At 69.4% G+C, this 25,648-nt stretch carries 21 protein-coding genes; 8 read left to right on the forward strand and 13 right to left on the reverse strand.

The window, feature by feature from the left end:
• The first annotated feature begins 4 nt into the window (after window positions 1-4).
• Both ACFO0C_RS47165 and ACFO0C_RS47170 read left to right on the forward strand, forming a co-directional pair.
• Window positions 5-472, forward strand: a complete 468-nt coding sequence (locus ACFO0C_RS47165) for a GNAT family N-acetyltransferase (RefSeq protein ID WP_378073433.1) — start codon at window positions 5-7, stop codon at window positions 470-472.
• Window positions 473-723: 251 nt separating this feature from the next.
• On the forward strand, window positions 724-6,114 hold the full coding sequence (locus ACFO0C_RS47170; RefSeq protein WP_378073434.1) for an ATP-binding protein: 5,391 nt from the start codon (window positions 724-726) through the stop codon (window positions 6,112-6,114).
• 403 nt (window positions 6,115-6,517) lie between these two features.
• On the opposite strand, the gene ACFO0C_RS47175 is transcribed toward ACFO0C_RS47170, so the two are convergent.
• A complete protein-coding gene (locus ACFO0C_RS47175) occupies window positions 6,518-7,162 on the reverse strand; it encodes a response regulator transcription factor (RefSeq protein WP_378073435.1) in 645 nt (214 codons plus the stop codon).
• A gap of 116 nt (window positions 7,163-7,278) precedes the next feature.
• Complete coding sequence (locus ACFO0C_RS47180) at window positions 7,279-8,556, reverse strand: sensor histidine kinase (RefSeq protein WP_378073436.1); 1,278 nt, start codon at window positions 8,554-8,556, stop codon at window positions 7,279-7,281.
• A gap of 135 nt (window positions 8,557-8,691) precedes the next feature.
• Here ACFO0C_RS47180 and ACFO0C_RS47185 point away from each other — a divergent pair, with 135 nt between their 5' ends.
• Window positions 8,692-9,831: an alpha/beta hydrolase gene (locus ACFO0C_RS47185; protein ID WP_378073437.1), complete on the forward strand. Its 1,140-nt coding sequence runs from the start codon at window positions 8,692-8,694 to the stop codon at window positions 9,829-9,831.
• Window positions 9,832-9,968: 137 nt separating this feature from the next.
• Here ACFO0C_RS47185 and ACFO0C_RS47190 read toward each other — a convergent pair whose 3' ends face one another.
• The 4 genes from ACFO0C_RS47190 to ACFO0C_RS47205 all read right to left on the reverse strand — a co-directional run bounded on the left by ACFO0C_RS47190 (window position 9,969) and on the right by ACFO0C_RS47205 (window position 14,620).
• Window positions 9,969-11,132 carry a hypothetical protein gene (locus tag ACFO0C_RS47190; protein WP_378073438.1) on the reverse strand — a complete coding sequence of 388 codons (1,164 nt, stop codon included), beginning with the start codon at window positions 11,130-11,132 and terminating at the stop codon, window positions 9,969-9,971.
• 24 nt (window positions 11,133-11,156) lie between these two features.
• On the reverse strand, window positions 11,157-12,155 hold the full coding sequence (locus ACFO0C_RS47195) for a GNAT family N-acetyltransferase (protein WP_378073439.1): 999 nt from the start codon (window positions 12,153-12,155) through the stop codon (window positions 11,157-11,159).
• Window positions 12,156-12,196: 41 nt separating this feature from the next.
• Complete coding sequence (locus ACFO0C_RS47200; RefSeq protein ID WP_378073440.1) at window positions 12,197-13,570, reverse strand: DJ-1/PfpI family protein; 1,374 nt, start codon at window positions 13,568-13,570, stop codon at window positions 12,197-12,199.
• 90 nt (window positions 13,571-13,660) lie between these two features.
• Window positions 13,661-14,620, reverse strand: coding sequence for a GlxA family transcriptional regulator (locus ACFO0C_RS47205; protein ID WP_378073441.1), 960 nt, complete (start codon window positions 14,618-14,620; stop codon window positions 13,661-13,663).
• Window positions 14,621-14,707: 87 nt separating this feature from the next.
• Here ACFO0C_RS47205 and ACFO0C_RS47210 point away from each other — a divergent pair, with 87 nt between their 5' ends.
• From ACFO0C_RS47210 to ACFO0C_RS47220, 3 genes are read left to right on the forward strand one after another with little or no spacing between them, the layout of a single operon-like run.
• Window positions 14,708-15,433 (forward strand): alpha/beta hydrolase, encoded by a 726-nt coding sequence (locus ACFO0C_RS47210; RefSeq protein WP_378073442.1) that lies wholly within the window; start codon window positions 14,708-14,710, stop codon window positions 15,431-15,433.
• A gap of 51 nt (window positions 15,434-15,484) precedes the next feature.
• Window positions 15,485-15,964 carry a SigE family RNA polymerase sigma factor gene (locus ACFO0C_RS47215; RefSeq protein ID WP_378073443.1) on the forward strand — a complete coding sequence of 160 codons (480 nt, stop codon included), beginning with the start codon at window positions 15,485-15,487 and terminating at the stop codon, window positions 15,962-15,964.
• A 5-nt stretch (window positions 15,965-15,969) separates the two neighbouring features.
• Entirely contained in the window at window positions 15,970-16,635 is a 666-nt protein-coding gene (locus ACFO0C_RS47220; protein WP_378073444.1) for a hypothetical protein, read from the forward strand.
• Here the strand turns inward: ACFO0C_RS47220 and ACFO0C_RS47225 are convergent.
• Complete coding sequence (locus ACFO0C_RS47225; protein WP_378073445.1) at window positions 16,622-17,518, reverse strand: phosphotransferase; 897 nt, start codon at window positions 17,516-17,518, stop codon at window positions 16,622-16,624. The genes ACFO0C_RS47220 and ACFO0C_RS47225 overlap by 14 nt on opposite strands.
• Before the next feature lie 838 nt (window positions 17,519-18,356).
• Window positions 18,357-18,593 (reverse strand): hypothetical protein, encoded by a 237-nt coding sequence (locus ACFO0C_RS47230; protein WP_378073446.1) that lies wholly within the window; start codon window positions 18,591-18,593, stop codon window positions 18,357-18,359.
• A 579-nt stretch (window positions 18,594-19,172) separates the two neighbouring features.
• On the opposite strand from ACFO0C_RS47230, the gene ACFO0C_RS47235 reads away from it, so the two are divergent.
• Complete coding sequence (locus tag ACFO0C_RS47235) at window positions 19,173-19,643, forward strand: hypothetical protein (protein ID WP_378073447.1); 471 nt, start codon at window positions 19,173-19,175, stop codon at window positions 19,641-19,643.
• Between the two features lie 140 nt (window positions 19,644-19,783).
• On the opposite strand, the gene ACFO0C_RS47240 is transcribed toward ACFO0C_RS47235, so the two are convergent.
• The 5 genes from ACFO0C_RS47240 to ACFO0C_RS47260 form a co-directional block, all read right to left on the reverse strand.
• A complete protein-coding gene (locus ACFO0C_RS47240) occupies window positions 19,784-20,422 on the reverse strand; it encodes a hypothetical protein (RefSeq protein ID WP_378073448.1) in 639 nt (212 codons plus the stop codon).
• Window positions 20,423-20,711: 289 nt separating this feature from the next.
• Window positions 20,712-22,604 carry an NAD-dependent DNA ligase LigA gene (gene ligA, locus ACFO0C_RS47245; protein ID WP_378073449.1) on the reverse strand — a complete coding sequence of 631 codons (1,893 nt, stop codon included), beginning with the start codon at window positions 22,602-22,604 and terminating at the stop codon, window positions 20,712-20,714.
• A gap of 255 nt (window positions 22,605-22,859) precedes the next feature.
• Window positions 22,860-23,435 carry a hypothetical protein gene (locus ACFO0C_RS47250; protein WP_378073450.1) on the reverse strand — a complete coding sequence of 192 codons (576 nt, stop codon included), beginning with the start codon at window positions 23,433-23,435 and terminating at the stop codon, window positions 22,860-22,862.
• 10 nt (window positions 23,436-23,445) lie between these two features.
• A complete protein-coding gene (locus tag ACFO0C_RS47255) occupies window positions 23,446-23,955 on the reverse strand; it encodes a hypothetical protein (RefSeq protein WP_378073451.1) in 510 nt (169 codons plus the stop codon).
• A gap of 11 nt (window positions 23,956-23,966) precedes the next feature.
• Window positions 23,967-24,578, reverse strand: coding sequence for a TetR/AcrR family transcriptional regulator (locus ACFO0C_RS47260; RefSeq protein WP_378073452.1), 612 nt, complete (start codon window positions 24,576-24,578; stop codon window positions 23,967-23,969).
• 122 nt (window positions 24,579-24,700) lie between these two features.
• Between ACFO0C_RS47260 and ACFO0C_RS47265 the strand changes: the two genes are divergently transcribed.
• On the forward strand, window positions 24,701-25,648 hold a 948-nt coding region (locus ACFO0C_RS47265), incomplete at its 3' end, for a hypothetical protein (RefSeq protein WP_378073453.1).

Genomic DNA, 25,648 nt, shown 5'->3' on the forward strand with positions numbered 1-25,648 from the left:
CGGTGTGAGTGTGGTCATCGAGGTCGTCCGTTCGGTCACCGATGAGCTGCTGGAATCCTTCGGCCGGCTCCTGCCCCAACTGTCCCGGTCGGCACGGGTCCTCGACGCGGCGGCACTGCGCGGGCTGATCGAGTGGCCCGGCAACCACATCCTGGTGGCCAGGGTCGACGGCCGGATCATGGGCACGTTGACATTGGTCACCTTTCCGATCCCGACCGGGCTGCGTGCCTGGATCGAGGACGTCGTCGTCGACGAGGCCGCCCGTGGTCACGGGGTCGGCGCGGCATTGACGACCGAGGCGGTGCGGATCGCTCGGGCGGCGGGCGCGCGGACCGTCGACCTGACGTCGCGGCCGTCACGGGTCGCGGCGAACCGGCTCTACGAACGACTGGGCTTCGCGGTCCGCGATTCGAAGGTGTTCCGGTTGTCCGAGGCGACGGCGGAGCGGGCCGACACGGTGAGGGGCGCATAAAGCCCGGCGGCCGCGTCGCGGTCGTGAGGCCGGATCTCCTCGCGGGGTAGGTCCGGTTCGCGTTTGATGCGATTGTTGTCGCGATGGCCCGTACCCCTCCATGGGTTGGATTTGTCATCGGACACAACGGGGTTTGTGGGATTCCTACAACTAACGCTGCGCGACATGCATGATCCGGCCCATGGCTCGACCGGACAGTAGCCGGGAGGGTGGGGGTGGAGATTGCCAATGGGGTCAGGGAGGCTCGGCAAGTGTTCAGGCGTGTCGCGATCATCAACCGTGGAGAGGCCGCGATGCGGCTCATCCACGCCGTGCGGGATCTGTCCGCGGAGACCGGGACCCGGATCGAGACGGTCGCCCTCTACACCGACGAGGACCGGACGTCGACATTCGTGCGTGAGGCGGATCTGACGTATCCGCTGGGTCCGGCGGCCGCACGGCCCTACCTCAACCACGCGCTGCTGGAGCAGGCGCTCAAGGACACCGGGGCCGACGCGGCCTGGGTGGGCTGGGGTTTCGTTGCCGAGGACCCGGTGTTCGCGGAGTTGTGCGACCGGGTCGGGGTGACGTTCGTCGGCCCGAGCGCGGACGCGATGCGCAAGCTCGGTGACAAGATCGGGTCGAAGCTGATCGCCGAGGAGGTCGGTGTCCCGGTGGCGCCGTGGAGCCGCGGTGAGGTCGCGACCCTCGAGGACGCGCTGCGGGCCGGTGACGAGATCGGCTATCCGTTGATGTTGAAGGCGACTGCCGGCGGTGGCGGGCGCGGCATCCGGCGTGTCGATTCCGCGGCGGATCTGACCGACGCGTACGAGCGGACCAGCCAGGAGGCGCTGCGGGCGTTCGGCTCCGGCGTCGTGTTCCTGGAGCGCCTGGTGACCGGGGCGCGGCACGTCGAGGTCCAGATGATCGCGGACGGGCAGGGCGGCGCGTGGGCGCTCGGTGTCCGGGACTGTTCGGTCCAGCGCCGCAACCAGAAGATCATCGAAGAGTCGTCGTCGGTCGTGATGGCTCCCGAGCAGGCGGCCGAGCTGAAGGCGTCGGCGGTCCGCCTCGCGCTCGCGGTCGGCTACCGGGGTGCCGGTACCGTCGAGTTCCTTTACCACCCGGGTGACGGGCTGTTCGCCTTCCTCGAGGTCAACACGCGCCTTCAGGTCGAGCACCCGATCACCGAGATCACCACCGGCACCGACCTGGTCAAGCTGCAACTGCACGTCGCCTCCGGCGGCACGCTGGACGGTCCGCCGCCCGCCGAGCAGGGGCACGCTGTCGAGGCGCGGCTCAATGCCGAGGACCCGGACCGTGACTTCGCGCCGTCGCCGGGCCGCATCTCCCGCCTGGCGCTGCCGGCCGGCCCCGGCATCCGGGTGGACACCGGTGTCAGCGAGGGCGACAGCATTCCGGCCGCGTTCGACTCGATGATCGCCAAGATCATCGCGTATGGCCGGGACCGTGACGAGGCCCTCGGCCGTCTCCGCCGTGCCATGGCCGAGACCACCGTGATCATCGAGGGCGGCTCCACCAACAAGAGCTTCGTCCTCGACCTGCTGGACCAGCCCGAGGTGATCGACGGCAGCGCCGACACCGGCTGGATCGACCGGGTCCGCGCCGAGGGGCGTCTGGTCAGCCACCGGCATTCGGCGATCGCGCTGGCCGCCGCCGGCATCGAGGCCTACCTGGACGAGGAGGAGATCAGCCGGCAGCGGCTGCTCACCACCGCCCACGGCGGCCGCCCGCAGGTGCAGCACGAGACCGGCCGTCCCCTGGACCTGAAGCTGCGGGGCGTCGGTTACCGGGTGCAGGTGTCCCGGCTCGGGCTCAAGCGCTTCCGGGTCGGCATCTTCTCCGGTGCCTCTTTCGGGCACGCCGACGTGATCAGCGAACGGTTCGACGAGCACAGCGGTCAGATGTATGTGAACGGTCACCGATTCCGCCTGGTCACCGCCACACACGGGCCGATCCACACGATCGAGGTCGACGGCGTCACCCACCGGGTCAGCCGGGACGAGGGCGGCGTGGTCCGCTCCCCCGCTCCCGCCCTGGTGGTGGCCACGCCGCTCGCCGTCGGTGACGAGGTGGAGGCGGGCGCTCCGATCCTCGTGCTGGAGAGCATGAAGATGGAGAACGTCCTCCGGGCGCCCTTCAAGGCCCGGGTCCGTGAGTGCCCGGTCGCGGTTGGCAGTCAGGTCGAGACCGGGGCGCCGCTGATGCGGCTCGAACCGCTCGGTGACTCGGCCGCCGACGATGCCGCCGGTTCCACCGCCGCGCCGGTGGAGATCGACCTGCCCGCGGGCTCGTCGGCGGACCACGGGCTGGACGATCTGCGTGCCCTGCTGCTCGGATACGACGTCGAGCCCAGCACGAAATTCCTCGCCGACCACGGCCGGCGGCCGGCCGCCGAGGAGATCGACCTCCTCACCATCAGCGCCGACCTGCTCGAACTGAGCCGCAACAAGCCCGGTGACGACTGGAAGATCGAACCGGGCAACGCGGTCCACAGCCCACGGGAGAACTTCCACACCTACCTCCAGAGCCTCGACGTCGAACGGGCCGGGGTCACCACCGCGTTCCAGGACCGGCTGACCCGGGTGCTCGCGCACTACGGCGTGACCAGCCTGGACCGGTCCCCGGAGCTGGAGGACGCGGTCTTCCGGATCTTCCTGGCCCTCCAGAAATCGTCCGCGAACATCGGCGTCGTATCCGCGCTGCTCCGGCAGTGGATCGCGGGCTCGCCGCCGCAGGAGCCGCTCGCCGAACGGGCCGGCATCGCCCTGGAGCACCTGATCGAGGCCACCCAGGTCCGATTCCCCTCGGTGTCCGACCTGGCGCGTGGCATCGTCTTCCGGTGGTACGCCCAGCCGCTGCTCCGCCGCACCCGGGCCGAGGTCTACGCCTCCGTCCGCGCCGACCTGCGTCACCTCGACCACCACCCGGACTCGCCGGACCGCGACGAGCGGATCCAGCGCATGGTCGCCTGCTCGGAGCCGCTGGTCCGGCTCGTGGGCCAGCGGATCGGCCGCCCCGGTCGGGACCACATGCCGTTGCTCGAAGTCCTGACGCGCCGCTACTACGAAAACCGCGACCTGTCCGCCTTCTCCACCACGTCCGCCGGTTTCATGACGACGACACACACGGGTTCCTCGCGGGTGACTCGCGTGTCCGCCGCCGCCGTCGACATCACGGACCTGCCGGGGACGCTCGGGGCGGTGGAGTCGGATGTCGCTGACGTCTACGTCTCCTGGGACGGCCAGCCGGGCGCCGACGAGATGGCCGCCCAGCTCGGCGCAATCTTCGACGGGCTGCGGCTTCCGGGTACGCGGCGGATCACCGCGACCATCGCCGGCACGAGCGGCGCCGTCATGCACCACCACTTCACCTTCCGTGCCGACAAGGACGGGCACTTCACCGAGGACCGGCTGATCCGGGGCCTGCACCCGCAGATCGCGCTGCGTCTCCAACTCGAACGGCTCCGCGAGTTCGATCTGACCCGCCTGCCGTCCACCGACGAGGAGATGTACCTCTTCAGGGCGGTCGCCAAGAGCAACCCGTCCGACGAACGGCTCATCGCGATGTACCAGGTCCGCGACCTGACCGCACTTCGCGAGACCGACGGCCGGCTCGTCGCGTTGCCCGCTCTGGAGGAGGGCATCACCCTCACCCTCGACGCGATCCGCAACATCCAGGCGCAGCGTCCGCAGAACAAGCGGTTCGACACCAACCGGATCATGATGTACGTCTGGCCGGTCACCGAACTGTCCATCGACGAGCTGAACGCCCTGGTCCAGCGCATCCTGCCGACCGCTTCCGGGGCCGGACTGGAAGAGGTCCAGTTCATCGCCCGGCAGCGCCGCTCCAACGGGGAGCTGACCGAGATCGCGGTGACCATCACGCTGGAGCCGGGCAACGGCGCACACCTGCACGTGGGTGAGCCGTCCACCGACCCGGTGCAGCCGCTCGACGACTACCGGCAGAAGGTGCTGCGGGCAGCACGCCGGGGCACGGTCTACCCCTACGAGCTGACCGGTCTGCTGGGCAGCTTCACCGAGTACGACCTGGCGCCCAGTGGCGTGCTGGAGCCCGTCGACCGGCCGAAGGGGAAGAACTCGGCCGCGATCGTCGCCGGCGTCGTCACCACGCCGACCGACCGGTACCCCGAGGGCATCACCCGTGTGGTCCTGCTCGGCGACCCGACCAAGTCGCTGGGCGCGCTGTCCGAGCCGGAGTGTGCGCGAGTCATCGCCGCTCTCGACCTGGCCGCGTCCCTGCAGGTGCCCCTGGAGTGGTTCGCCCTGTCCGCCGGAGCCCGGATCTCGATGACGTCCGGTACCGAGAACATGGACTGGGTGGCCGCCGCCCTCAAGCGGATCGTCACGTTCACCCAGGACGGCGGCGAGATCAACATCGTCGTGGCAGGCATCAACGTGGGCGCCCAGCCCTACTGGAACGCCGAGGCCACCATGCTCATGCACACCAAGGGCATCCTGGTCATGACCCCGGACTCGGCGATGGTCCTCACCGGCAAGCAGTCGCTCGACTTCTCCGGTGGTGTGTCGGCCGAGGACAACTTCGGCATCGGCGGCTACGACCGGGTGATGGGGCCCAACGGCCAGGCACAGTACTGGGCGCCGTCGCTTCCGGCCGCTCGCGACGTGCTCATGGCACATTACGACCACACGTATGTCGCACCGGGCGAGACCGGTCCACGACCGGCGCTCACCACCGACCCCGCCGACCGGGACGTCTCCGATTACCCGCACACGATCGACGGCAGCGACTTCGCCACGGTCGGCCAGATCTTCTCCGCGTCCCACAACCCGGACCGCAAGAAGGCCTTCGACATCCGCACCGTCATGCGAGCAGTGTCCGATCAGGATCACCCGGTCCTGGAGCGCTGGGCCGGTATGGCCGACGCCGACACGTCGGTCGTCCAGGACGCCCACATCGGCGGCCGCCCGGTCTGCCTCGTCGGCATCGAATCCCGTTCGGTGCCGCGGCGCGGTTTCCCGCCCACCGACGGACCGGACACCTACACAGCCGGCACCCTGTTCCCCCGCTCGTCGAAGAAGACGGCACGCGCGATCAACGCCGCCTCCGGTAACCGCCCGCTCGTCGTCCTCGCGAACCTGTCCGGTTTCGACGGCTCCCCCGAGTCGATGCGCAACCTCCAGCTCGAGTACGGCGCCGAGATCGGCCGGGCCATCGTCAACTTCGAGGGCCCGATCGTGTTCACCGTCATCTCCCGATACCACGGTGGTGCGTTCGTCGTCTTCTCCAAGGCCCTGAACCCGAACATGACAGTCCTCGCCCTGGAAGGCTCGTTCGCCTCCGTCCTCGGCGGCGCCCCCGCCGCCGCGGTCGTCTTCTCCGGCGAGGTCAACAACCGCACCGCCAACGACCCCCGGGTCACCGAACTCCAGGCCCAGGCAGCAGCCGCTTCGGCGACCGACCGGGCGGCCCTCAACGCACGCCTCGCCGAGATCCAGGGCTCGGTCCGCGCCGAGAAACTCGGCGAGGTGGCGGCCGAGTTCGACCGCGTTCACAGCATCCAGCGCGCGGTCGAGGTCGGCTCGGTCGACGCCATCGTCAGCACGTCCGACCTGCGTCCCCGCATCATCGAGGCCATCGAACACGGCCTCAAGAGCTGATTCTCTGCCTGATTGAACGCGGCGGTCCGATTGCGGACCGCCGCGTTTCCTTTCCGGTACGACCCAACCCGGTCCCGTCCCGACACCACGACGAGGGCCTTTCCTCACTGCCGCACCACGCCCACCAGGTTTATGCGGTGCCACACCACGCCCGCCAGGTTTACGCGGTGCCACACCACGCCCGCCAGGTTTACGCGGTGCCACACCACGCCCGCCAGGTTTACGCGGTGCCACACCACGCCCGCCAGGTTTACGCGGTGCCTCACCAAGCCCGTCAGGATGCGGCGTCCGGGCTGTCGGCGCCCACCGACGCCGGGCCGGCCTCGCACCCCGGCGCGGTGACGGGCGGGTCTCGCGATCCACCGGACTCGGGCCGGGCGTGACTGCGGCCATCGACATCGCTTCAGTTCTCCAGGTAGCGGATGACCGCGAGAACGCGCCGATGATCGGTATCGGACGGCGGCAGGTCGAACTTGCCGAAGATGTTCGTCACGTGTTTCTCCACCGCCCTCTCGCTGACCCCGATCGTCGTAGCGATAGCGGTGTTGGACCGCCCCTGCGCCATGAGGGCAACCACCTCGCGTTCTCTCGGCGTGAACTCGGCGAGCAACTCACGATGCCGGCTCCGGCCGAACATCTGGGTGACCACCTGCGGGTCGAGCGCCGTGCCGCCGCCCGCGACGCGGTGCAGTGCATCGATGAAGTCGTCCAGCTGAACGACCCGCTCCTTCAGGAGGTAGCCGACACCCTCCGACCCACCGGCCAGCAACTCGGCCACGAAGGCGGTCTCCACATACTGCGAGAAGATCAAGACCCCGATCCCGGGGAACTCCCGTCGAAGCCGGATCGCCGCACGCAGCCCCTCATCGGTGTGGCCGGGCGGCAACCGGATGTCCACGATCGCCACGTCCGGCGCCTGGACGCCCACCGCCTCGAACAACGCGGGAACGTCGACGACAGCAGCCAGCACCTCGTGCCCGCGCATGGTCAGCAGCTGGGCCAAGCCCTCCCGCAGAATCGCGGAGTCTTCAGCGATGACGACGCGCATGTTCTCTCCTAAAGCTTCCCCCGAAGCCGGCCTCTCGCGAAGCCGGTCAGCGCCATCTCTCAAACTCGTAGGCAACGCCGATCGCCCACCGATACCGGCTTCCGCATGACGGCCCGCTACCCCGGAGTCGATCGCGAAGACAGAACCGACCTTCTCCTCAGTGGCGATCGCTCCGGTGGGAGCGGCTCTCCAGCCGGACATGGGATCTCCACGGTGACGGTGGTTGGACCGCCGGCTGGACTGTCGATCGCCAGGCGACCGTCAACCACCCCGACCCGTTCGGCGAGCCCGGCAAGACCGCCACCGGCTCGCTGATGCGCACCGCCGTGCCCGTCATCCTGAACTCGCAGGCGAAGGACGTCCTCCAACAGATCGACCCGGATCGTAGCCTCGGCAGCTCCACTGTGTCTCCCGGCGTTCGTCAGCAGTTCACAGACGGTGAAGTAGGCGATGCTCTCCAGCGCTGGCGGTGGTCGTCGCGGCAGGTCGATCTCGACCGTCACCGGCACGGTGCTTCCGGCGGCGACGGTGGCCAGGGCCGCCTCCAGCCCTGCGTCGAGCACCGGCGGATGGATGCCGCGAACGAGGTCGCGCAACTCGCCGACCGCGGTGGTAAGGGTGGTCTGGGCGGCATCGACCGCGGCCACGACCTGCTCGGCGGGGGCTTGAGCGCCGAGCAGCTCCCGAACGATCGCCAGATGCATACCGACTCCGATCAATCGGGCCTGAGCACCGTCATGCAGGTCCCGCTCTATCCGTCGCAGGGTGATGTCGGCGTCCTTGACCGCGCGGTCCCGGGAGTCCTGGAGATCGCTGATCCTCTGATTGGCCTGGCTCGGACCGAGCAGCCCGCGGATCAGCAACCGCTCGACAGCGAGCACCGACCGGAGCATCCAGGGGCCGAGGAGTAGAAGGATCACGCTGGTCACCAGGATGCCGACCGCTTCAGGCCCCAGCGTGCCCTCGTAGAAAGGCAGGTAGATCAGGCTGATCAACCCGTACATGTAGAAGCCGCCGGCCAGTGCCAGTGACAACACCGCCACCGGCGGCTTCACCAGTGCGTATGTCAGCACCCGCCAGCTGACCGGATCGCTGAGGATCGCCCGTCGCCACCCGAACAGCCCACCGGCTGCCACCCCGGGACGAGCCGGTGCCGGGACTCGGTCGCCGAGGAATCGGGCGGCCAGAGACCTCCGGCTCCCGCCGAGGCCGGCCGCACCGCGCAGCACGGCCGCGAGCAGCCAGGTGCCGAGCGGGGTCAACAGGAGCACGGTGCCGAGCAAGGTGCCCAGGACGAGGAGGACAAAACTCATGAGGTCGATCGGCAGGACCAGCAGGAGGTAGGCCAGTCCTTTACGCGAGCGACGGTCGAAGATCGTGGTCAATAGCTTCATCGCGGAGAAGCATCTCTCGGTCGGTCCACGGAATGCGATGGTGCCAGCACCCGAATCGATGGTTCGGGTAACCGAACTATCAACCGCGTGCCTGCCCGACTGTGCTCGGCCCGTTTCCCGGCAAGGCTCATTGCCATGCCTCGCATCGCCTCGATATCTCGGAAAACCCTGGTCGCAGCGTCTCTCGCCGGGCTGGGCCTGATCGGCGGCTCTCTTCTCGGCCCGGCGCGGGTGGAGCCGCCGGCACCCGCCGTCTCACTTCCCGCCTGGCTCGCCGAGCCGACCGCGCCGCCCGACCCGCAGACGGCCACTCCGGGGCAGATCGCGTCCTTCTTCGCCCACCTCACACCCGCCGAGTCGACCGGCCTGGCCACCCGCTACCCGGAGATCGTCGGCAATCTCGACGGCGCCCCGGTTGGGCTGCGCTACACCGCCAACCGGGCACGCCGTCCTCCCGAGCTCGCAGGGCGGCGGTTCCTCGTCTATGACGACCGAGGCGACGGCCGCATCGCCGAGGTTCTGGGCGATCTGGAGTCCGCGGCCCGTGTCGTGATCCTCATTCCGGGTGCAGACAACGAGTTGCCCGAGTTCGACAGCGGCCATGGTGGTGTGCGGCGCCGGGCACCCGCTTGGCAGGCCCGGCAACTGTATGACATGGTCCGCACCACCGACCCGGGCGCATCATTCGCGGTCATCGCCTGGCTCGGCTACGACACGCCGGAGGGCATCGACGTCGACGCCGTGCGTGAGGACCGGGCCGCCTCGGGTGCGGCAGCCCTCGACAGGTTCGTGGATGGTCTCGTTCTGGATCATCCAGACCGCTCGATCGTCATCGTCGGGCACAGCTACGGCTCCACCGTCGCCGGTGTCGCCGCACCCGAGCTCAGTGTCCAGGTCACCGACCTGATCTCGGTCGGCGGCCCCGGCATGGGGGTGTCCAGAAGCTCCGAGTTGGACACCCCGGCGAGGGTGTGGGCGTGCGCCGCTCCCGGTGACTGGATCCGCCGCGTCCCCGGTGTGCGCCTCCTGGGCCTGGGGCATGGCCGGCTGCCTTCCGACCCGGCCTTCGGTGCACTCCCCCTGCCCTGCGACGACGTGGACGGGCACGACGGCTACTTCGAGCCTGCCGCCTCGGCCCTGCCCGCGATCAGGGCGATCGTCGCGGATGACCGGGCGGCCGCTCTCCATTCGCGCGAGGGCGATGCGCTGGCAGTGGACGAGGGCACGATCGACGACCCGGCGGTCGACGATGTCACGACCGGAGACCCTAGATGATCATGGATGCTTTCGAGTTGCTCGCCCGTTGGGGCCGACCACGCACCCCGGTCCTCCGCCAGAGGAGGGCGAGACGATCTCCGCCCTCACGCGACAGCGACGCTGATCACGGTAGAGCCCGCAGCGAGAGCGCCGACTCAGGCCGGGACGGACCGGCTCAGCTCGTCCGCAAGGACTGACGACAACAGGGCCAGCCCTCGATACTCGGCAGACGCGAAGGGGTTGTCCACCCAATGTTCCATCCATTCCAGGCGGTCCAGTGCACTCTGAGTGCCGGCCTCGTCCGACCGGACCAGCGCCCCGATCACCTCTACAACCGGTGCTCGTGCGGATCCGGCGTACCGTGCGTGGAGCTCCTCGATCTCGGCAGTCGTGACCACAGCGGCTTCGGGGCACGCGGCACCGAGCGCCGCACGCATGTAGCGCGTCAACTCCGAGTCACTGTTGCAGGCCGCCAGCGTCGGCAGGACGGCCGCGACAGCAGCGCGAGCCGCGAGCGTGTCCGGAGTCTCAGCGGACGGAAGTCCCCGTGCTTGCGTCTCGCCCGTTGCCGATGCCAGGTGCCGGCGCCCCACCGTGGCGATATCGAAGAGGTCGGCGAGCAACCAGGCGCGATGAAAGTCGGTGACCCGCAGGTCGGCCGCGAGCGCGGCAAACAGGGGAACCCGCGCGGCGGTCCAGGGCATGCAGTGATCCTGGTGGAGCGCCTCGTTCAGCAGGTCGCCGAGGATGTCGTCCACCTCGGCGTCGGCCGATGCCTCGATCCACACCGTGTCGTCGCCGGATTCGGTGGCCAGCCGCTGGGTCACGTCTGCGATGACCGCGACTTCGGCAGCACCACGGGTCGTCACGAGGTGCTTCAGCGCGGGCGGTTCCGGCAGTGGCAGAAGCCGCGCCGAGGCGCTCGCGTTGACCGCGATACGCCGCAGCCCGGCCACGCCCGGGTCCAGTTCGTGGACGAGTCCTGCCCTGCTGAAACCCTGGATCTCGATATCCGCGGCACCGCTGACGCTGCTGCTCACTCCGCGATGTTCCCGGGCCAGTCGCGCAATCGCCCGTTCCTCGTTCCGGACCAGACCGTTGTCGTCCGTGAGGCTCATCGCCGGGTCGATGACCAGCGAGAACACCTGCCACTGTTCGACGAGTCCCGGGGTCGGCGGAGGCTGCCGGCCGTCGAGTTGACCGGCGATCCGGACAGCAACCAGCCCATGACCACGTTCGGCGAGCAGGTCGGCCACCATGCGGGCCGTTGCCTCGTCCGGCAGGGTCAGACGGTGCCTCTGGGCGAACGACTTGATCACCGCCAGAAAGTACCTCGCCGACGGTCAACTCAGGGACGACTCCATGGTGTGACTGGTCTCGACCGGGCGGAAGCCGAAACGCTCGTTGATCGCCTGCATGGCGTCGTTGGTCTCGGCGGTCCAGGTGTGCACGTGCCGGGTCCGCGGGTGCCGGGTCACGAGCTCGCGCAGATTGTGTGCCTTCGCCAGCCCACCGAGCCGATGACCGCGATGGGCACGACGTATGTAGGTGTCGTCCTGGTGCACATGGACGCCGTCGCTTTCCACGATCATCTGTGTGTAACCGGCCGGCTCGCCGTCGTCGGTGGTGACCACGGCGGTGACCAAGGCATATCCGATACTGCTGAGCCGCTGCTGGTTGGTGCCGACCCGTTCAGCGTCCCAGTTGGCCGCTTCCACATCGAGTTCGCCGGTCGGTACGTCGGCCTCCATCTCGCTGGTGAGCGCGGCGAGTGCCGGGAGCCACTCGGCGGGCATCGGGCCGTGCCACGAGTGCACCCGATAGCCGGACACCGGCTGGTCGTGGATCTCCAGGATCTGTTCGGGCACAGGCAGGTCGAGCACCAGCCGATCCTCGGCGAGTCCGGAGACGAATCCGCGGGCCAGCGCGAACCGTCCGCCCGGCCACGTCTCGAGGCTCGCACCCCGCGGGACGTGCACTTCGCCGCTGACGGTGGTTCGCCCAGTAGCGGCTGCCACCTGCGATCCGGTGTCCCACAGTGCGGCCCCGACACCCCGGCGACGGTTCGGAGCCGGCACGGCTATATCTATCGAGGCCCGATGCATGTTCTCCTGTCGCGCCCACTCGACGAGCATTCCGCCCACACACGTGTCGCCCTCCCAGGCGCCCCACGCCTCGCGATGCCGGTTCGGGTTGGTGTCGTTGGCGGCGAGCGACCGCAACTCGGTGTCCCTGGCGGTGACCAGTGCGGCGTGCCGGTCCGCTGTCGCCCCCGCGTGCCGGGCCTGGTACCAGGCCTCAGCTTCGGTCCCGTCGAAACTCGTCAGCTTCCGGATCTCCATCGGAGGGAGACTAGCGATGTCGTCACGGACATCGACAGTGATTATCTCTGGCGGGCGCTGTCCGACGCCGTCGGCCGAGACTCCGCGGAGTCGGGCAGATCCCAAGGTTGTTCCGGCAGACCACGGCTCGCCGTCAGGCGGTGGCGATGTCGAGCTACCACCGACGGGACCATTCCCGCGCCGACGGCGACGAAAAGCGTCAGCAAACCGAGCGCCGTGGCGCGCCACGGCCAGGATCCACCGGTGAGGCGCAGATGATCAACCGGGTACTCGGTGAATTTCGCGGTGGTGAGAGCGGTTGCCCGGTCGGTACGTTCGGCGAGGTCACGCAGCAGGGGATCGAACGAGAACTCGCCGTCCGGCCGCCTCGCGTGCGGCAGGGTGACGTCGAGACCACGTTCAGCGGCCCAGACGGCAAGATCCGGGCCGAGTTGGTCGACCCCGGGAACGATCAGGTGGTCCACCTCTGGCAGGCCTGCAATCATCAGCAAACCATGCCGGGACGTCACGGTGGGCTGAGCCGAAACGGGTTCTACGGCGGCGGCAAAGGACGTACCGGCGTATGTCTCGAAGGCTGCCGCGACGTCGATCTCACCGACGCCGCCGGTCAGGCCGATGCCGATGGTCGGTTGCAGCCACGGGAAGGCGGCGTTCAGCCCGTACGGAAGGTCCCCGATCGTCAGGCTCCGCTCCGGAATCCGGGTGGACGCTCCCGGCGCCCAGTCACGGTAGGACACCTCACGCGCGACACGATTGGCCTCGGCTGGTCCGGCGAGCAGTTCGATGAGGCGCAGCGATCCGGCCATGCCGGACGTGACACCGGCGGTCGTCACGATCCGCCCGTCCTCCACGAACCGCTCGCCCGCCACCCACGTGGTCTCCGGATGACGGTCGCGGAGCCCACCGAGACGTTGCCAGAAGGAGGTCGCACGACGCCCGGCCAGCAAGCCGCTGTCGGCGAGTACTTCCGAACCCGCACAGACACCGAGGAGATAGGCTCCGCGTGCCGCCTGTCCGGCAAGCCATTCCCGCAGCTCCGGATCCTGGTGGACGACGGCGGGCACAACCACCACGTCCGGTGCGGGCGCACCGGCGAATGTGTGGTCCGGCACGACTTGCAGCCCGCCGGAGAGTGGGATCGGCCGGCGTTCCGCGGCCACGGTGTAGACGAAGAACCCAGGCGTGCGGGCGAACGCCTCATACGGCAGCAGGGCGTCGCTGATCACCGTTCCACCGGTGCCGAGGAGTACCGCGACGACGGTCGCTCCGTCGGGCGCGCTGCGAGGTGCCGGCCAGTCTCCCATCGCCGAGCCGCCGGTCGGGTAGCTGTTGCTCATGGTGACCGCGACGCCGCCGATCACCGCACCACAGAGGGCGATCACCGCCGTGACCATTCCAAGCAGGACGCGAAGCATGACAGTCCTTTCCACGGTGGGAGGGGGAACGCAGACATGGCCAGGAGGGCTCCGAGCTGTGTCGGAACCCGTGGGAGAGCCGGAGTTCGCTCAGGCGGGACGAGCCGCCGACGGGGGCATGCCGTATCGGGCGCCATACAGCCGTCGGAAGTGGCGCGCGTCGCGGAATCCGCAACGGGTGGCGACCGCCTCCACCGTCAACGTCGTCTCGGCGAGCAGGTTCGCGGCGAGGTCAAGGCGCAGGCGCTGGTGGTACTCGAGTGGCGTGCACCCGGTCGCCGCGGTGAAAGCGCGACTGAGGCCACGGGGGGACAGGTTCGCCAGGCGGGCCAAGTCGTCGAGCGTGTGTGGGAGATCCAGGTGCTGGGCGAGATGATCCTGGACTCGGTGCACACCAGCGTGAAGGTGCCCACGATGTTCGAGGTAGGGGCTGACCTGACGCTGCGAGCCGTCGCGCCGCAGGTAGACGACGAGATCCCGGGCCACGGCCGCCGTCAGGGCTGGACCGTGGTCGTGTTCGATCAACGACAGGGCCAGGTCGATCCCGGCGGCGATGCCCGCACTGGTGCTGATCGGTCCGTCGTGGACGAAGAGCACGGCGTCCCGTACACGAGCCCGGGGATATCGCGAGCGCATCAGGTCGACAAGAGACCAGTGCGTAGTGCACCGCCGGCCGTCGAGGAGCCCGGCCTCGGCGAGAAGCGCCGCACCGGTGCACACCGATGCCACTCGCGCTCCCGACGGGACAGCGTCCCGGATCCAGGTCACCGCTGCCTCCGGGAGATCCGGACCGGACGCAGGCAGTCGCGGGCCGGGGACCAGCACCAGATCGCCGGGACCGACGACCGGCAGCGGCCCGAGCCCGGCCAGACTCAACCCCTGCGCCGACCGCACCTCGCCGGCTTCGGCGGCTACGAACTCCAACCGGTATCCGGCGCCGAGCTGCGCCGCCGCGTCGAACGCCTGCACCGGACCACCGAGATCGAGCAGGTTGACGTCGGGCAGCACCAGCACGACGACCCGGCCAGTGGCTTTGTTCTCGCTGCTCACAGCAATGACGCTAGGCGATCGACGCCCTCGGGAGGAGGGCTGTGAACGTCACCCACCGGACGGATCCGGCAGCGGTACTCTGCGTGGATGCCGCTTCCGGACCATCTTCAGCCGTTCGTCCTGCCGGTGGACACCGTGACCCCGGAGCGCCGGGGATCCGTCGACGTGTATCTGCCGGACACCGCGGAGCCACGGCCGGCCATCGTGTTCGTGCACGGCGGCCCGGTCCCGGCGGAGTTGCGCCCAACACCGCGCGACTGGCCGGTGTATCGGGGCTACGGCTCCCTCGCGGTGACCCGCGACGTCGTCGGGGTGACGCTCGATCACCGGCTACACCATCCCACCGCCTACCCGCAGGCTGCCGCCGATGTCATGGAGGCGGTTCGGCTCGCCCGCGAGTTGCCCCAGGTCGACGCGGACCGGGTCGCCGTCTGGTTCTTCTCCGGCGGGGGTCTGATGCTCGCCGATTGGCTGCGCACACCACCGGCCTGGCTGCGCTGCGTCGCCGCCACCTACCCGCTACTCACCCCGCTTCCGGGCTGGTCCGTCGATCCGGCGTTCCGGCCTCTGGAAGTGATCACCGAGGCGGCCGGCAAACCGAGCACGCCACCGATCGTTCTGACCCGCGCCGGTCTCGAACGGCCGGAGGTGGCCGCGGCGGTCGCGGAGTTCCTCGCGGCCGCCGGCGATGCACGGCTGGAGGTGATCGACGTGCCGAACGGCCGGCACGGCTTCGACATGCTGGACCACACGGAGGAGTCCCGGAAGGCGGTCGAGCTGGCCTTCGATCTCGTCCTGGCACATCTCCGCTGAAGTCTTGCGGAGGACGCAACAGATCGACGACCCCATCGTGTAGTCATAGGTATGAGAGGCAACGGGTTCGAAGCGTTCCTGCGGCAGAGCGCCCCTGCCCTGCTGCGTCTGGGGAACGCCCTGACCCTGGATCGGGCCGCCGCCGAGGACCTGGCACAGGAGACCCTGATCCGGGTCGGCCTGGCATGGTCACGGGTGCGCCGCGACGGCAATCCGGTCGGCTATGCGCAGCGCACCATGGTCAACCTGTACCTGAACGACCGTCGCCGGCAACGTCCGATTCCGGTCGCCGAGGTGCCGGACCGCCCGGGCGAGGACGCGGCACTGGCGTCGATCGACGACGCTGCGGTGGTCCGCCAGTTGCTGGCCGGCCTGCCACCGCAACAGCGGGCCGCTATCGCTCTGCGCTACCTGGCCGATCATCCCGACGACCAGATCGCCGCCGCACTCGGGTGCAGTGCCGGTTCGGTCCGCTCCTACCTGTCGCGGGGTTTGGCGACACTTCGTGGACGCATGACGGCGGAAGGCTGATTCACATGCCGGAGATTCTGAAGACGACCGATTTCGATCTACCGGTGACGGAGGAGTTCGTGCACCGGGTCCAGCGCGGCGTCCGCCGTCGCCGGACGATGCGGGTGGCCGCCGCGGGACTCGCCGTCCTCGCGATCATCGGCGTCGTGGCCGTCACGCAGACGAGGCCGGCACCCGGCCCGGTCACGGTCGCGTCCCCGGCGACTCCTGACGTGGATCGTCTCCTCATCGGCTACGTTCCCGCCGGCGTCCGACTCGACGAGCGAAGGAGCAGCAGCACGCTGATCGTCCGGCAGGACGGCACTGATGCCGTGCCTTCGGCGGGCCCGCAGGACCTGGACGTGATGGTGTCCATGCGCCGATTCGAACAGGCCAACGGCGGCTCCTACCTGTGGATCACGGTGTTGCGACCATCTACGCCATCGTCGCAGCCGGTTGCGGCGACCACCTTCAACGGCCTGCTCAACCGCTACCTGGCCGGCACGATCTCGGTCGAGACGTTCGACGTCCCGACCGGCAGAGCCCGCCTGACCAGGGCCTCTGCGGCTGAGTCCGCCGGCTACGGCGTGGTCATCGCCGGCACCGACCGCACCGTGATCACGATCGAGGCGAACGCCCGGGTTCCCGCCGACGTCCTGAAGGAGGTGGCCGCCGGCCTCATCCCCGCCTGAGCCGGGCATCCAGCCACGACAACAGACATGCGGCCTGCTCACGCTGCATCGTCCGCAGCCGTGGATCGCCGGGCAACGCACAGTCGCGCCACGCACGCCCGGCAAGCCCGGACAGCGCCACGTTCACATCCTCGGCGGGCACGTCCCGCCAGCACGATCGCCTCAGCACAGCCTCCGGATCGTGTCCGCACAACGCCAGGTCGGGCAGCAGCCGAATCAGGTCCGACCAGCCCGGAGCCGTCCACAGATGCGTCCAGTCGACGATTCGCAGTCGCCCGCCGGGTTCGCGGATCACGTTGTCCCGCCGCAGGTCACCGTGATGCAGTGCCACACCGGGCGCGAGCACTGCCATCCACCGAGCCTCCAGCTCGGCGAGCCGCGCCACCGGCGCGGAGATCGGCGGTGGTCGGCGTTTCCCGAGCGTCGCCCAATCCCCGAGCAGGGGCACAAAGTCGAGGGCGTACGGCCGGACGCCCGCAACCGGACACGGCTCGAGCCGCTCCCGCATCCGGGCGACGACCCGGAGCAACTCGTCGACATCGCCCGCCGTCCAGAAGTCAACGGTCACACCGTCGACGACTTCGTAGGCGGCGACCCGCCATTCCCCACAAGGCACAGCGCCGACCAGCGTCGGGCCAAGATCACCGACCGCGTCGGCCAGCACCGCACCGGCCTCCACCGCTTCCCCGAGCCCGTCCCCGACCGGCGCCGCTTTGACGAACAGCCGAGCACCGGACCGGCCGACAACCACGGAGGCGATCGACGGTGTGAACCCGGCTTCCGCGGCCCGCTCCCCCACGACGGGTTCCCCCAGCAGCCCGGCCACCACGTCCCGGACCGCCTCAGGCGCCGCACTCACCAACGGTCGCCGATCAACGCTCATCGCCACCACTGTAGACAGCCCAGCTGCCGAGGGATTCTCCAGGTAAAGCCGGAATCAATACGCTAACCGTATATTAAATCGCAGCGCCCCGGACGACGGTCAACAAGATCGCGGGCTCCTGGCGAGTCACCAGACCTGCACGAGCCGGCCGGCCAGCTCCGCATCCTCGATCGGATGCAGTCGCCTTGGACCACGACGGCCGGGCGTGATTGCCGTTCCACTCGACAAGGACCGGAGGCCGCAGCGGGGTTACAGCCGACCGCGCGAAAGCCGACCGCGCGAAAGCCGACCGCGCGAAAGCCGACCGGGCACGAACCAGCCAGTCACAGCGCCCAGGCAAGAACCGGCCAGGCCAGAACCGGCCAGGCCAGAACCGGCCGGACGTGCGAAGCGGCCCAACAAGATCCGGCCATAACCCACGACCCCGAACGCCGCCGCCCCTATGGGACGTGATCGACCGCGAGAAGCCAGTGCGAGGCGCGACGCTCAAGGGATAGGCCGATTCCCCAGAGGACGTCGCCGCTGGGTACGGCGTTCCAGGGAAGCAGCGCACGCGGAACCGCAACGCCAAAGAAGCTGACCCGCCGCTTGATCGCGTCGCCGAGGCGGCACCCCCAGACGACGCCTACAAGACGCTGGGGCACCCAGGACAGCGGCGCCCCACGACGGCGGACCACCCAGAAGGCGACGCTCCAAGGAGCGCCGCCCGCCGCAACTGCGGTCTTCCAGCACCGCCGCCGCCCAAGCCCGCCGCGAGTGCGCGATGAACTGCGGGAAGCCGAGAACGACGGTAAGGCGATCCGCAACGTCGACAAGGCGATCCGGACAGGCCGACGGCTCAGCCGAGGATCGCGGCGGCAAGCACGATACCGAGCACGGCCCCAGCAGCTCCCGCAGCCGCCGCATAGAAGCCGAGCGGACGATCGCCGATGAACCCTCCGACAAGGCCGAGAATCACCGCGACCAGGCCGAACATGAGCGGCCAGAAGAGCACGGCCAACCCCGCGAACACGAAGGCGATGATCGTGCAGATGCGGGCGGCGGTAACGTTCTGGCGGCTGGTGCTGTACGACATCTCGGGCTCCCTCCCCGGCGACAGTGCGATGCCATCTGTCTACCCAGGAGCGACGGTCACCATGCGCGACCACAACAGGGCCGGCCAGCACCCCACGACCAGGGCCTCGGCCGGAACAAGGCTCGGCCAACATCCACGACCAGGCCTCGGCCGGAACAAGGCTCGGCCAGCACCCGAGACCAGGCCCCTGCCACAACTAGGCTCGGCCAGCACCCGAGACCGGGCCCCGGCCGCAACGAGGCTCGGCGAGCAGCTTCCCGCCGGCTTCGCCGGCGCGGTCCATGCCTGGCTGCTCGACAGGGAACGCCGTGCCCGGCCACGTTCGCCGGCAAGCCTCTACGTCTACTTCTCGGTCGTCAAACCGGCCATCGAACGGTGGGCCGCCACCCGCGGCCATCTTCGGGAGGTCACTACGGCGGACGTCACGGCCGTGCTCAAGCCACGCCGCGGCCACCGGCACAACAACACGGTAGCCGCACTGCGGTCGCTGTTCCGATTCGCCAAGAGGCACACGGCGTCGTCTTCACCAACCCGACCACCCGCTTCAAAGCCGGCGGTGTCGAGCTCGCTCTGATTCCATTGACGGACAACGACATCAGCACCATCGAGATAGCCGCCACGAACCCGGCACAACGGCTGATCCTCGCCCTGGCCGCTGCCCACGCCGCCCGCGCCGGGTCGATCCGGCAGCTCACCCTCGACGATCTCGATCTGCCTTACCACCGTGGCACCCTGGCCGGGTACACCGAACGCCTCAGCGACATCGCCCTGCACGCGCTACGGGCCTGGCTGAAGCACCGCAAGACCACGTGGCCGCATAGCCCGAACCGGCACGTACTGATCTCCGAAAGAACCGCCATCGCCAAGACCCCGGTCAGCCAGATGCACCTGCAGCGGCAGATGCGCCGTCTCGGCGTCACGATCGACCGTATCCGTCAGGAACGCATCCTGCAGGAAGCACTGACCGCCGGCGCGGACCCGCTGCACCTGTCGCTGATGTTCCACTTGTCCGTGTCAAGAACCGACAAATACGCCGAGATCGCTCAATAAATGCTCGACGACGAGCAAGCTGACTGCTGATACGGCAGTCGTTACAGACCGGCGACCCGAGGTGTCGGTGTACGCCCTGTCCTGGCACTGGCAGGATCTCGTAACCGGAGATCGCCAGGTGTCCTGCGCCAGTGACCGGCTCAGGCTTCCTTGTTGTCGACCCATCGGCAGAACGGGTCCGCGGTGTCCTCGTCGCCCATTTCGGCGGGCTCCGACACGATTTCCAGCCCGGTCGACGGGGCGGTGACACCGAAGGTGCGGTACAGCCAGTCCCGGTAGGGCGCATTGACGATCTCGTGGTCGGCGTCCCACGGCTCGGGCGGCGCGCCGAACTCCTCGTTCCAGCAGATCTCCCGGTAACCGATCGCCAGCAGCCGCAGAAAGTCGACCGCATCGTCGGCGAGCACACACGTCATCGTCGAACCGCTGCCCGAACCGAGATGAACGATCCTGACCCGTCCCTCACCGTCGCGCCACAGCGCGGCCATCGAACCCTCGCCGCCCGTCTGCGCGAACGGCCACAACCGTGCGGCCGGATCTGGGATCGACTCGTCGAACCAGGACCGTGCGTACGAGAGGGTCTGCTCGGCGGTGTAGCCACGCAACTCGATCGAGGTGCCAACCCAGCCGTTGTCACTCAACGAGCCGTACAGATCCCCGTCGTGGCCTTTCACCACGAAACCCTGCTCGTCGACCCAGGCGAAGAGCAGGCGCAGCGGCTCCGGCAGGTCGAATCCGTCCGGCACCCGGGCCAGCGTCGTCTTGAGGAAGTCACCCACGTTCGGCAGCGTACGAGATCACCTCGCCCGGGCGCGGGCATGGCCGACTTCCACAAGGGGGAATGAGATCCGTCATCGAGAACCCGACGGTTTCCGGAGCCTCAGCCGCGTTCAGGCCGTGGGTTCATTCTGATGAGCCTTCACTCTCACGGAACTCACGGCGGACGATCCGGTAAAGCACACACACCCAGCCGCAACAGGGCTCAGACACACATGCGCACCCCACGAATCCCACCACGGCAGGACTCCGGCAGACGTCCGCTCCCCATGACCACGACCACGACAGGGATCAGGCGAGCATCCGCGCGAACTCCTCCGGCTCGATCACCGGAATGCCGAGCTGAGCAGCTTTCTTGGCCTTACTGGTCGTGGTCTCCGACGTGACCAGAGCCGTGGTCTTGGCCGACACACTACTGCTGGCCGAGCCCCCGAGCGCCTCGATCCGCTCACTCACCGTCGTGCGGGTGTAACCGGGAACCGACCCGGAGACCACATAGGTCTGCCCGGCCAGCGGTTTGGCCCCGCCGTCGTCGACAACCTCCATCGTCAGCCCGAACCCGGCGAGACGGTCGATGACATCCCCCATCGCGACCAGTCCGTCGACGACGTGCTGGGCTTTGATCAGGCCCATCTTGTCGATCTCGGCGATCTCCTCGACCGACGCCGCCCGCAACGCCGTCATCGACTTGAACCGGGCGGCCAGCCAGCGGCCGACGCTACGGCCGGTCATCCGGATACCGAGGCCGGTGACGACCCGGTTGAACGGCTGCCGCTTGCTCGCCTCCAGCCCAGCGACGATCCGCTCCGCGTTGGAACGGCCCAGCATCACCGTGCCACCGGCGACCGTCCGGCCGACCGGCAGCTCGGCGATGTCGTCGACGGTCAGCGCATAGAGGTCGGCGACGGTCCGGGCCAGCCCGGCCTCGATGACCGCGTCACAGAACGAGTCGCCGGCCCCGTCCACGTCGAGGGCCTCGCGGCTGCACCAGTACGCCAACGCGTTGGCCGCCGCGCACGAGGCGGTGTGGCAGCGCCAGAGCAGGCTCGACTTGTCCCACGCCTCACCGCACTGCGGGCACACCTCGGGCGCCACCCACGGGGTGAGGCCGTGTGGCTGGTCACCGATCGGTGAGGTCACCCGGGGGATGACGTCGCCGGCCCGCCACACCGCGACCTTCTGCCCCAGGGCCAGGCCCTGCTCGGAGACCCACTGCGGGTTGTGCAGGGTGGCCTTGGTGACGGTGGTGCCGCCGACGACGACCGGGTCGATGATCGCGCGGAGGCTGATCCGCCCGGTCCGGCCGACCCGCACCTCGATGTCACGCAGGTAGGTGGAGGCGGTGTCGGGCGGATATTTGAAGGCGACCGCCCAATACGGCGTGCGGCTGGCGAGCCCCAGACGCCGCCGGGTGGACTCGGCGTTGGCCTTGATGACGGCACCGTCGATCGGGAAGACCAGGGTGGCCCGCTGGCCGCCGATCAGCTCGATGGCCGCGTTGACCTCCTCGGCGGTGAAGCACTCCCCCGCGGCTCCGGTGATCAGGCGGCACGCGGCCGGGAAGCCGAGCTCCTCGGCCCGGTCCATCCGCCCGAGGTGGGTGCCGGCCGGGTCGACGCCGTCGCCGGTGATCTCGTAGGTGGCGAACGTCATCGGCGCCTCGTAGGCCCGGTCGATGCTGCGGATCGCACCGGCGACCGCGCCACGCGAGTTGACGAACGCCTTGCCCCCGGCGGCGACCCGGTTGGCGCTGGCGGCCTCGAAGTCGTCGACGGTCATGTAGACCTCGCCGCGCACCTCACCGGTCCACGGCGCGGGCAGCTCGGCGGGCAGCCCCGCGATGCCCCGGCGCGCCTGCGCCGTCACGTCCTCACCGGTGGCACCGTCACCGCGCAGTGCGGCGAGCGCCAGCTTGCCGCCGACATACTCGGCGCGGATCGCGAGACCGTCGAGTTTCACCTCGACCAGGCAACCGTCACCGCCGAGGGTGGCGACGAACGCGTCCACCTCCTCCGGCGTCTTGATCTTGTCGAGGGAGAGCATCGCGGTCGGATGCCGCACGTCGCCGCCGGCAGAGGCCCCCGCGGCCACTGCGGTGGTGACACCACGGTCGTCCCACTCCGGATGCTCGGCGATCGACGCGGCGATCCGATCGGCGAGATCGTCATATTCCGCGTCGGTCATCACCGCGTCGCCGGTGTCGTAATACGCCTGAGCCGCACCCCGAGCCGACTCGACCGCGGCATCGAAAGCAACCCGATCCCCAAAGGCAAGCCCGGCCGAACCAGACGCAAGCCCGGCGGAGCCGGAGGCCGGTCCGGCCGAGCCGGAGACAGCGCCGTCAGAGACGGCGACAGGACCCGCAGGCCCCTCGGGCGAGGCGTTTTCCGGTGAACGATTGACCATGCCCGAAGGGTACGGCGAGGGTCCGACAAAAATTCAGCTTCCCGACGACAGCCGCCAGCTGAGCCCCGACCGGTCCCGGGGCCAGGTCTCGAACCCGGGGAACTGCCGCAGGTAGCGCTCGCACCGCACGTCGAACGCCCCCTCCCCCGAGGCGAGCCGGCTCCGGCCGATCACCACCTCGGGATCCCGCATCTCCCACGGGAACCGCTGCAGCTGCTCATCGATGAATGACCCGTCGGAGACCCGCGCCACCGCCAGCGCCACACCGGTCGCGACCGTGACGCCCACACTGGTCCGGTTGGGGCTGACCACCGCATGCCGGCCGTGGTTGATCAGTTCCTCCGGATCGTCGCTGTCTGCCTCACCGAAGTCGGAGACCATGATGTGCACGCCGTCCTCGAACTCCGGCACCGCGACCCGGTAGAATACCGCCCCCTCACCCGGAATCGGCTGGCCCACCATGATCCCGCTCAGATCGGGCCCACCGTCGCGCACGACCAGCTCGGGCGGGTCACCGTGGAGAAGCTCACCCAGGACACGGCGGGTCCCTTCGAGCACCGCGGCGAGGGTCACCGGCCGGCCGAACTGTGCGGAGACATCAACGGACATGCCCGGAAGGCTAACCAGCCGACCGCAGCGGCGGCACCCGTTTTCCCGCGAGGAAGGACTGGATGCGCCGCACCTGTCCGGGCCGCAGCCCACGGCTCTCGTCCGGCGCGATGACGAGTGCCTTCCCGGCCTCCACCCACGCCGCGCACTCCCCCGCGTGGTGCCCGACCTCGACGTCGTCGGTCCACACGAGCAGCCGTCCCGAGGCGACGACCCGCCGGGCGGCGGCGATCTTGGCCTCGCAGGCGTCGGTGCCCTTGACCGGCGCGGTGAACGCCCGGGGCAGCGCGGGGAGATCGAGGGCGTCCTCGAGGGCGTCCGCGTCACTGCACCAGGTGGTGCACCAGGTGACCTCGGCCAGCCCTTCCTCGTGGACGGCCCGGATGGCGTCGACGAGGCGCCGTTCGTACCGGATCCGGTAGTCGTAGGCGTCGGCGGTGGACCAGACCTGCGCGACGCAGGGCCGCGTGTGCCACCACCCGGCGCGGAACGCATTGATCACGCCGTCGACGTCGAGCAACCAGACTGGTATCAATTCTTCCCCGAGAGCAGTGCTTGGATCCCGGCCACATAGTAGGGCGCATCGGTGTCCGGAAGGAGCAGCCGCTGCAGCACATACCCCTGAACGAGGCTCAACATGGCCGCGCCGACCTGATCCGGGGTGGTGCCGGCGGGCAGGTTCCCGGCCGCCTGCCAGCGCCGCGCGACCTCGGCGCAGTGCCCCCGGAGGCGGACCACGACGTAGGAGACGCGGGCGAGCACGTCCGGATTGCGAAGAGCCTCAGCCCATACCTGTACGGCCAGACGCGTCATGTCGACCCCGATGACCGAATCGTGGATGAACCGTTCGGTGATGGCCTGCACCATGGCGATCGTCACGTCGGACGGTGAGGGGACGGCGTCGCCGGCCAGCAACTCGCCGAACACCTCGTCAGCCGTCGACATGGCGAGATCGGCGACCGCCCCGATCAGCTCCTCCTTGCTGCGGAAATAGCTGTAGACGGCGCCGGCGGACAGCCCCGACCCGGCGATGATCCCGGCCATCGAGGTGGCGTGGAATCCGTTCTCGGCGAAGAGCCGGGCGGCGGCCGCGAGGATCTCGGCGCGGCGCTCGGCGCGGTGTGACTCGGTGACGCGTGGCATGCTTCCCAAGCTAAAACGAACGATCGTTCTTGACAAACGCCGCCGACCCGTGGACTCTCAAAAACGAACAGTCGTTCGTTAAACGGCGGGCGAGGAGCCGGCCACCACAGACAGGAGCCGACATGACCAGCGACAAGCCGTCGTCCTGGCCACAGGTAGCCGCGACGGTCGGGCTGCTCACGGTCATCATCAGCGTGCTGCTCACCGCCTTCGCCTGGCCGGCCGTGCGATCCACGGTCCACGACATCCCGATCGCGGTGGCCGGGCCCGCTCCCGCCGTCCAGCAGGTCACCGCCGCCCTCCAGCAGCGCCTCCCGGACGCCTTCGAGATCACCGCGGTCGACAACACGGCAGCGGCCGAGCAGCTGATCCGCGACCGCGAGGCGTACGGCGCGATCGATCTCACCACCGGAAAGCCGCAGGTCATCACGGCTTCCGCCGCCAGCGCGCCGGTGTCGCAGACCCTCACCGCCCTCGCCGCGGGCCTGGCCCAGGGCGAGACGCCGGCGGTGGCGGCCCGCGATCTGGTGCCCCTGCCCGCCGACGACCCGCGCGGCGCCGGCCTGGCCGCCGGTGCGCTCCCGCTGGTGATCGGCGGGATCATGGCCGCCGCCCTGCTCACCGCCCGCCTGCGCGGCACCGCGCAGCGGGTGACCGGCGCGCTGGCCTTCGCGGTCGCCGGTGGCCTGGCGATGGCCGCGATCCTGCAGTACTGGCTGGGTTCGCTGGGCGGTGACTACCTCGCCAACGCCGGCGCGATCGCGCTGAGCATCGGCGCGACCGCGCTCACTCTGCTCGGCCTGGAGTCCCTGCTCGGTGTGGCCGGTCTCGGCCTGGGCGCGGCGACCATGATGCTGGTCGGCAACCCGTTGTCGGGCGTGTCGTCCGCCCCGCAGATGCTGCCCGGCTGGTCCGGTGAGCTCGGCCAGCTGCTGCCGCCGGGCGCGGGCGGATCGCTGCTGCGCTCGACCGCCTTTTTCGACGGCGCCGCCGCGACCCACCCGATCGTCGTCCTGTCCTCCTGGCTCGTCTTCGGCGCGCTGCTCTGCCTGGCCAGCGCGCTGCGTTCC

Origin of the sequence: Actinoplanes subglobosus (genome assembly GCF_042650585.1) — a bacterium.
Taxonomy (GTDB): domain Bacteria; phylum Actinomycetota; class Actinomycetes; order Mycobacteriales; family Micromonosporaceae; genus Actinoplanes; species Actinoplanes subglobosus.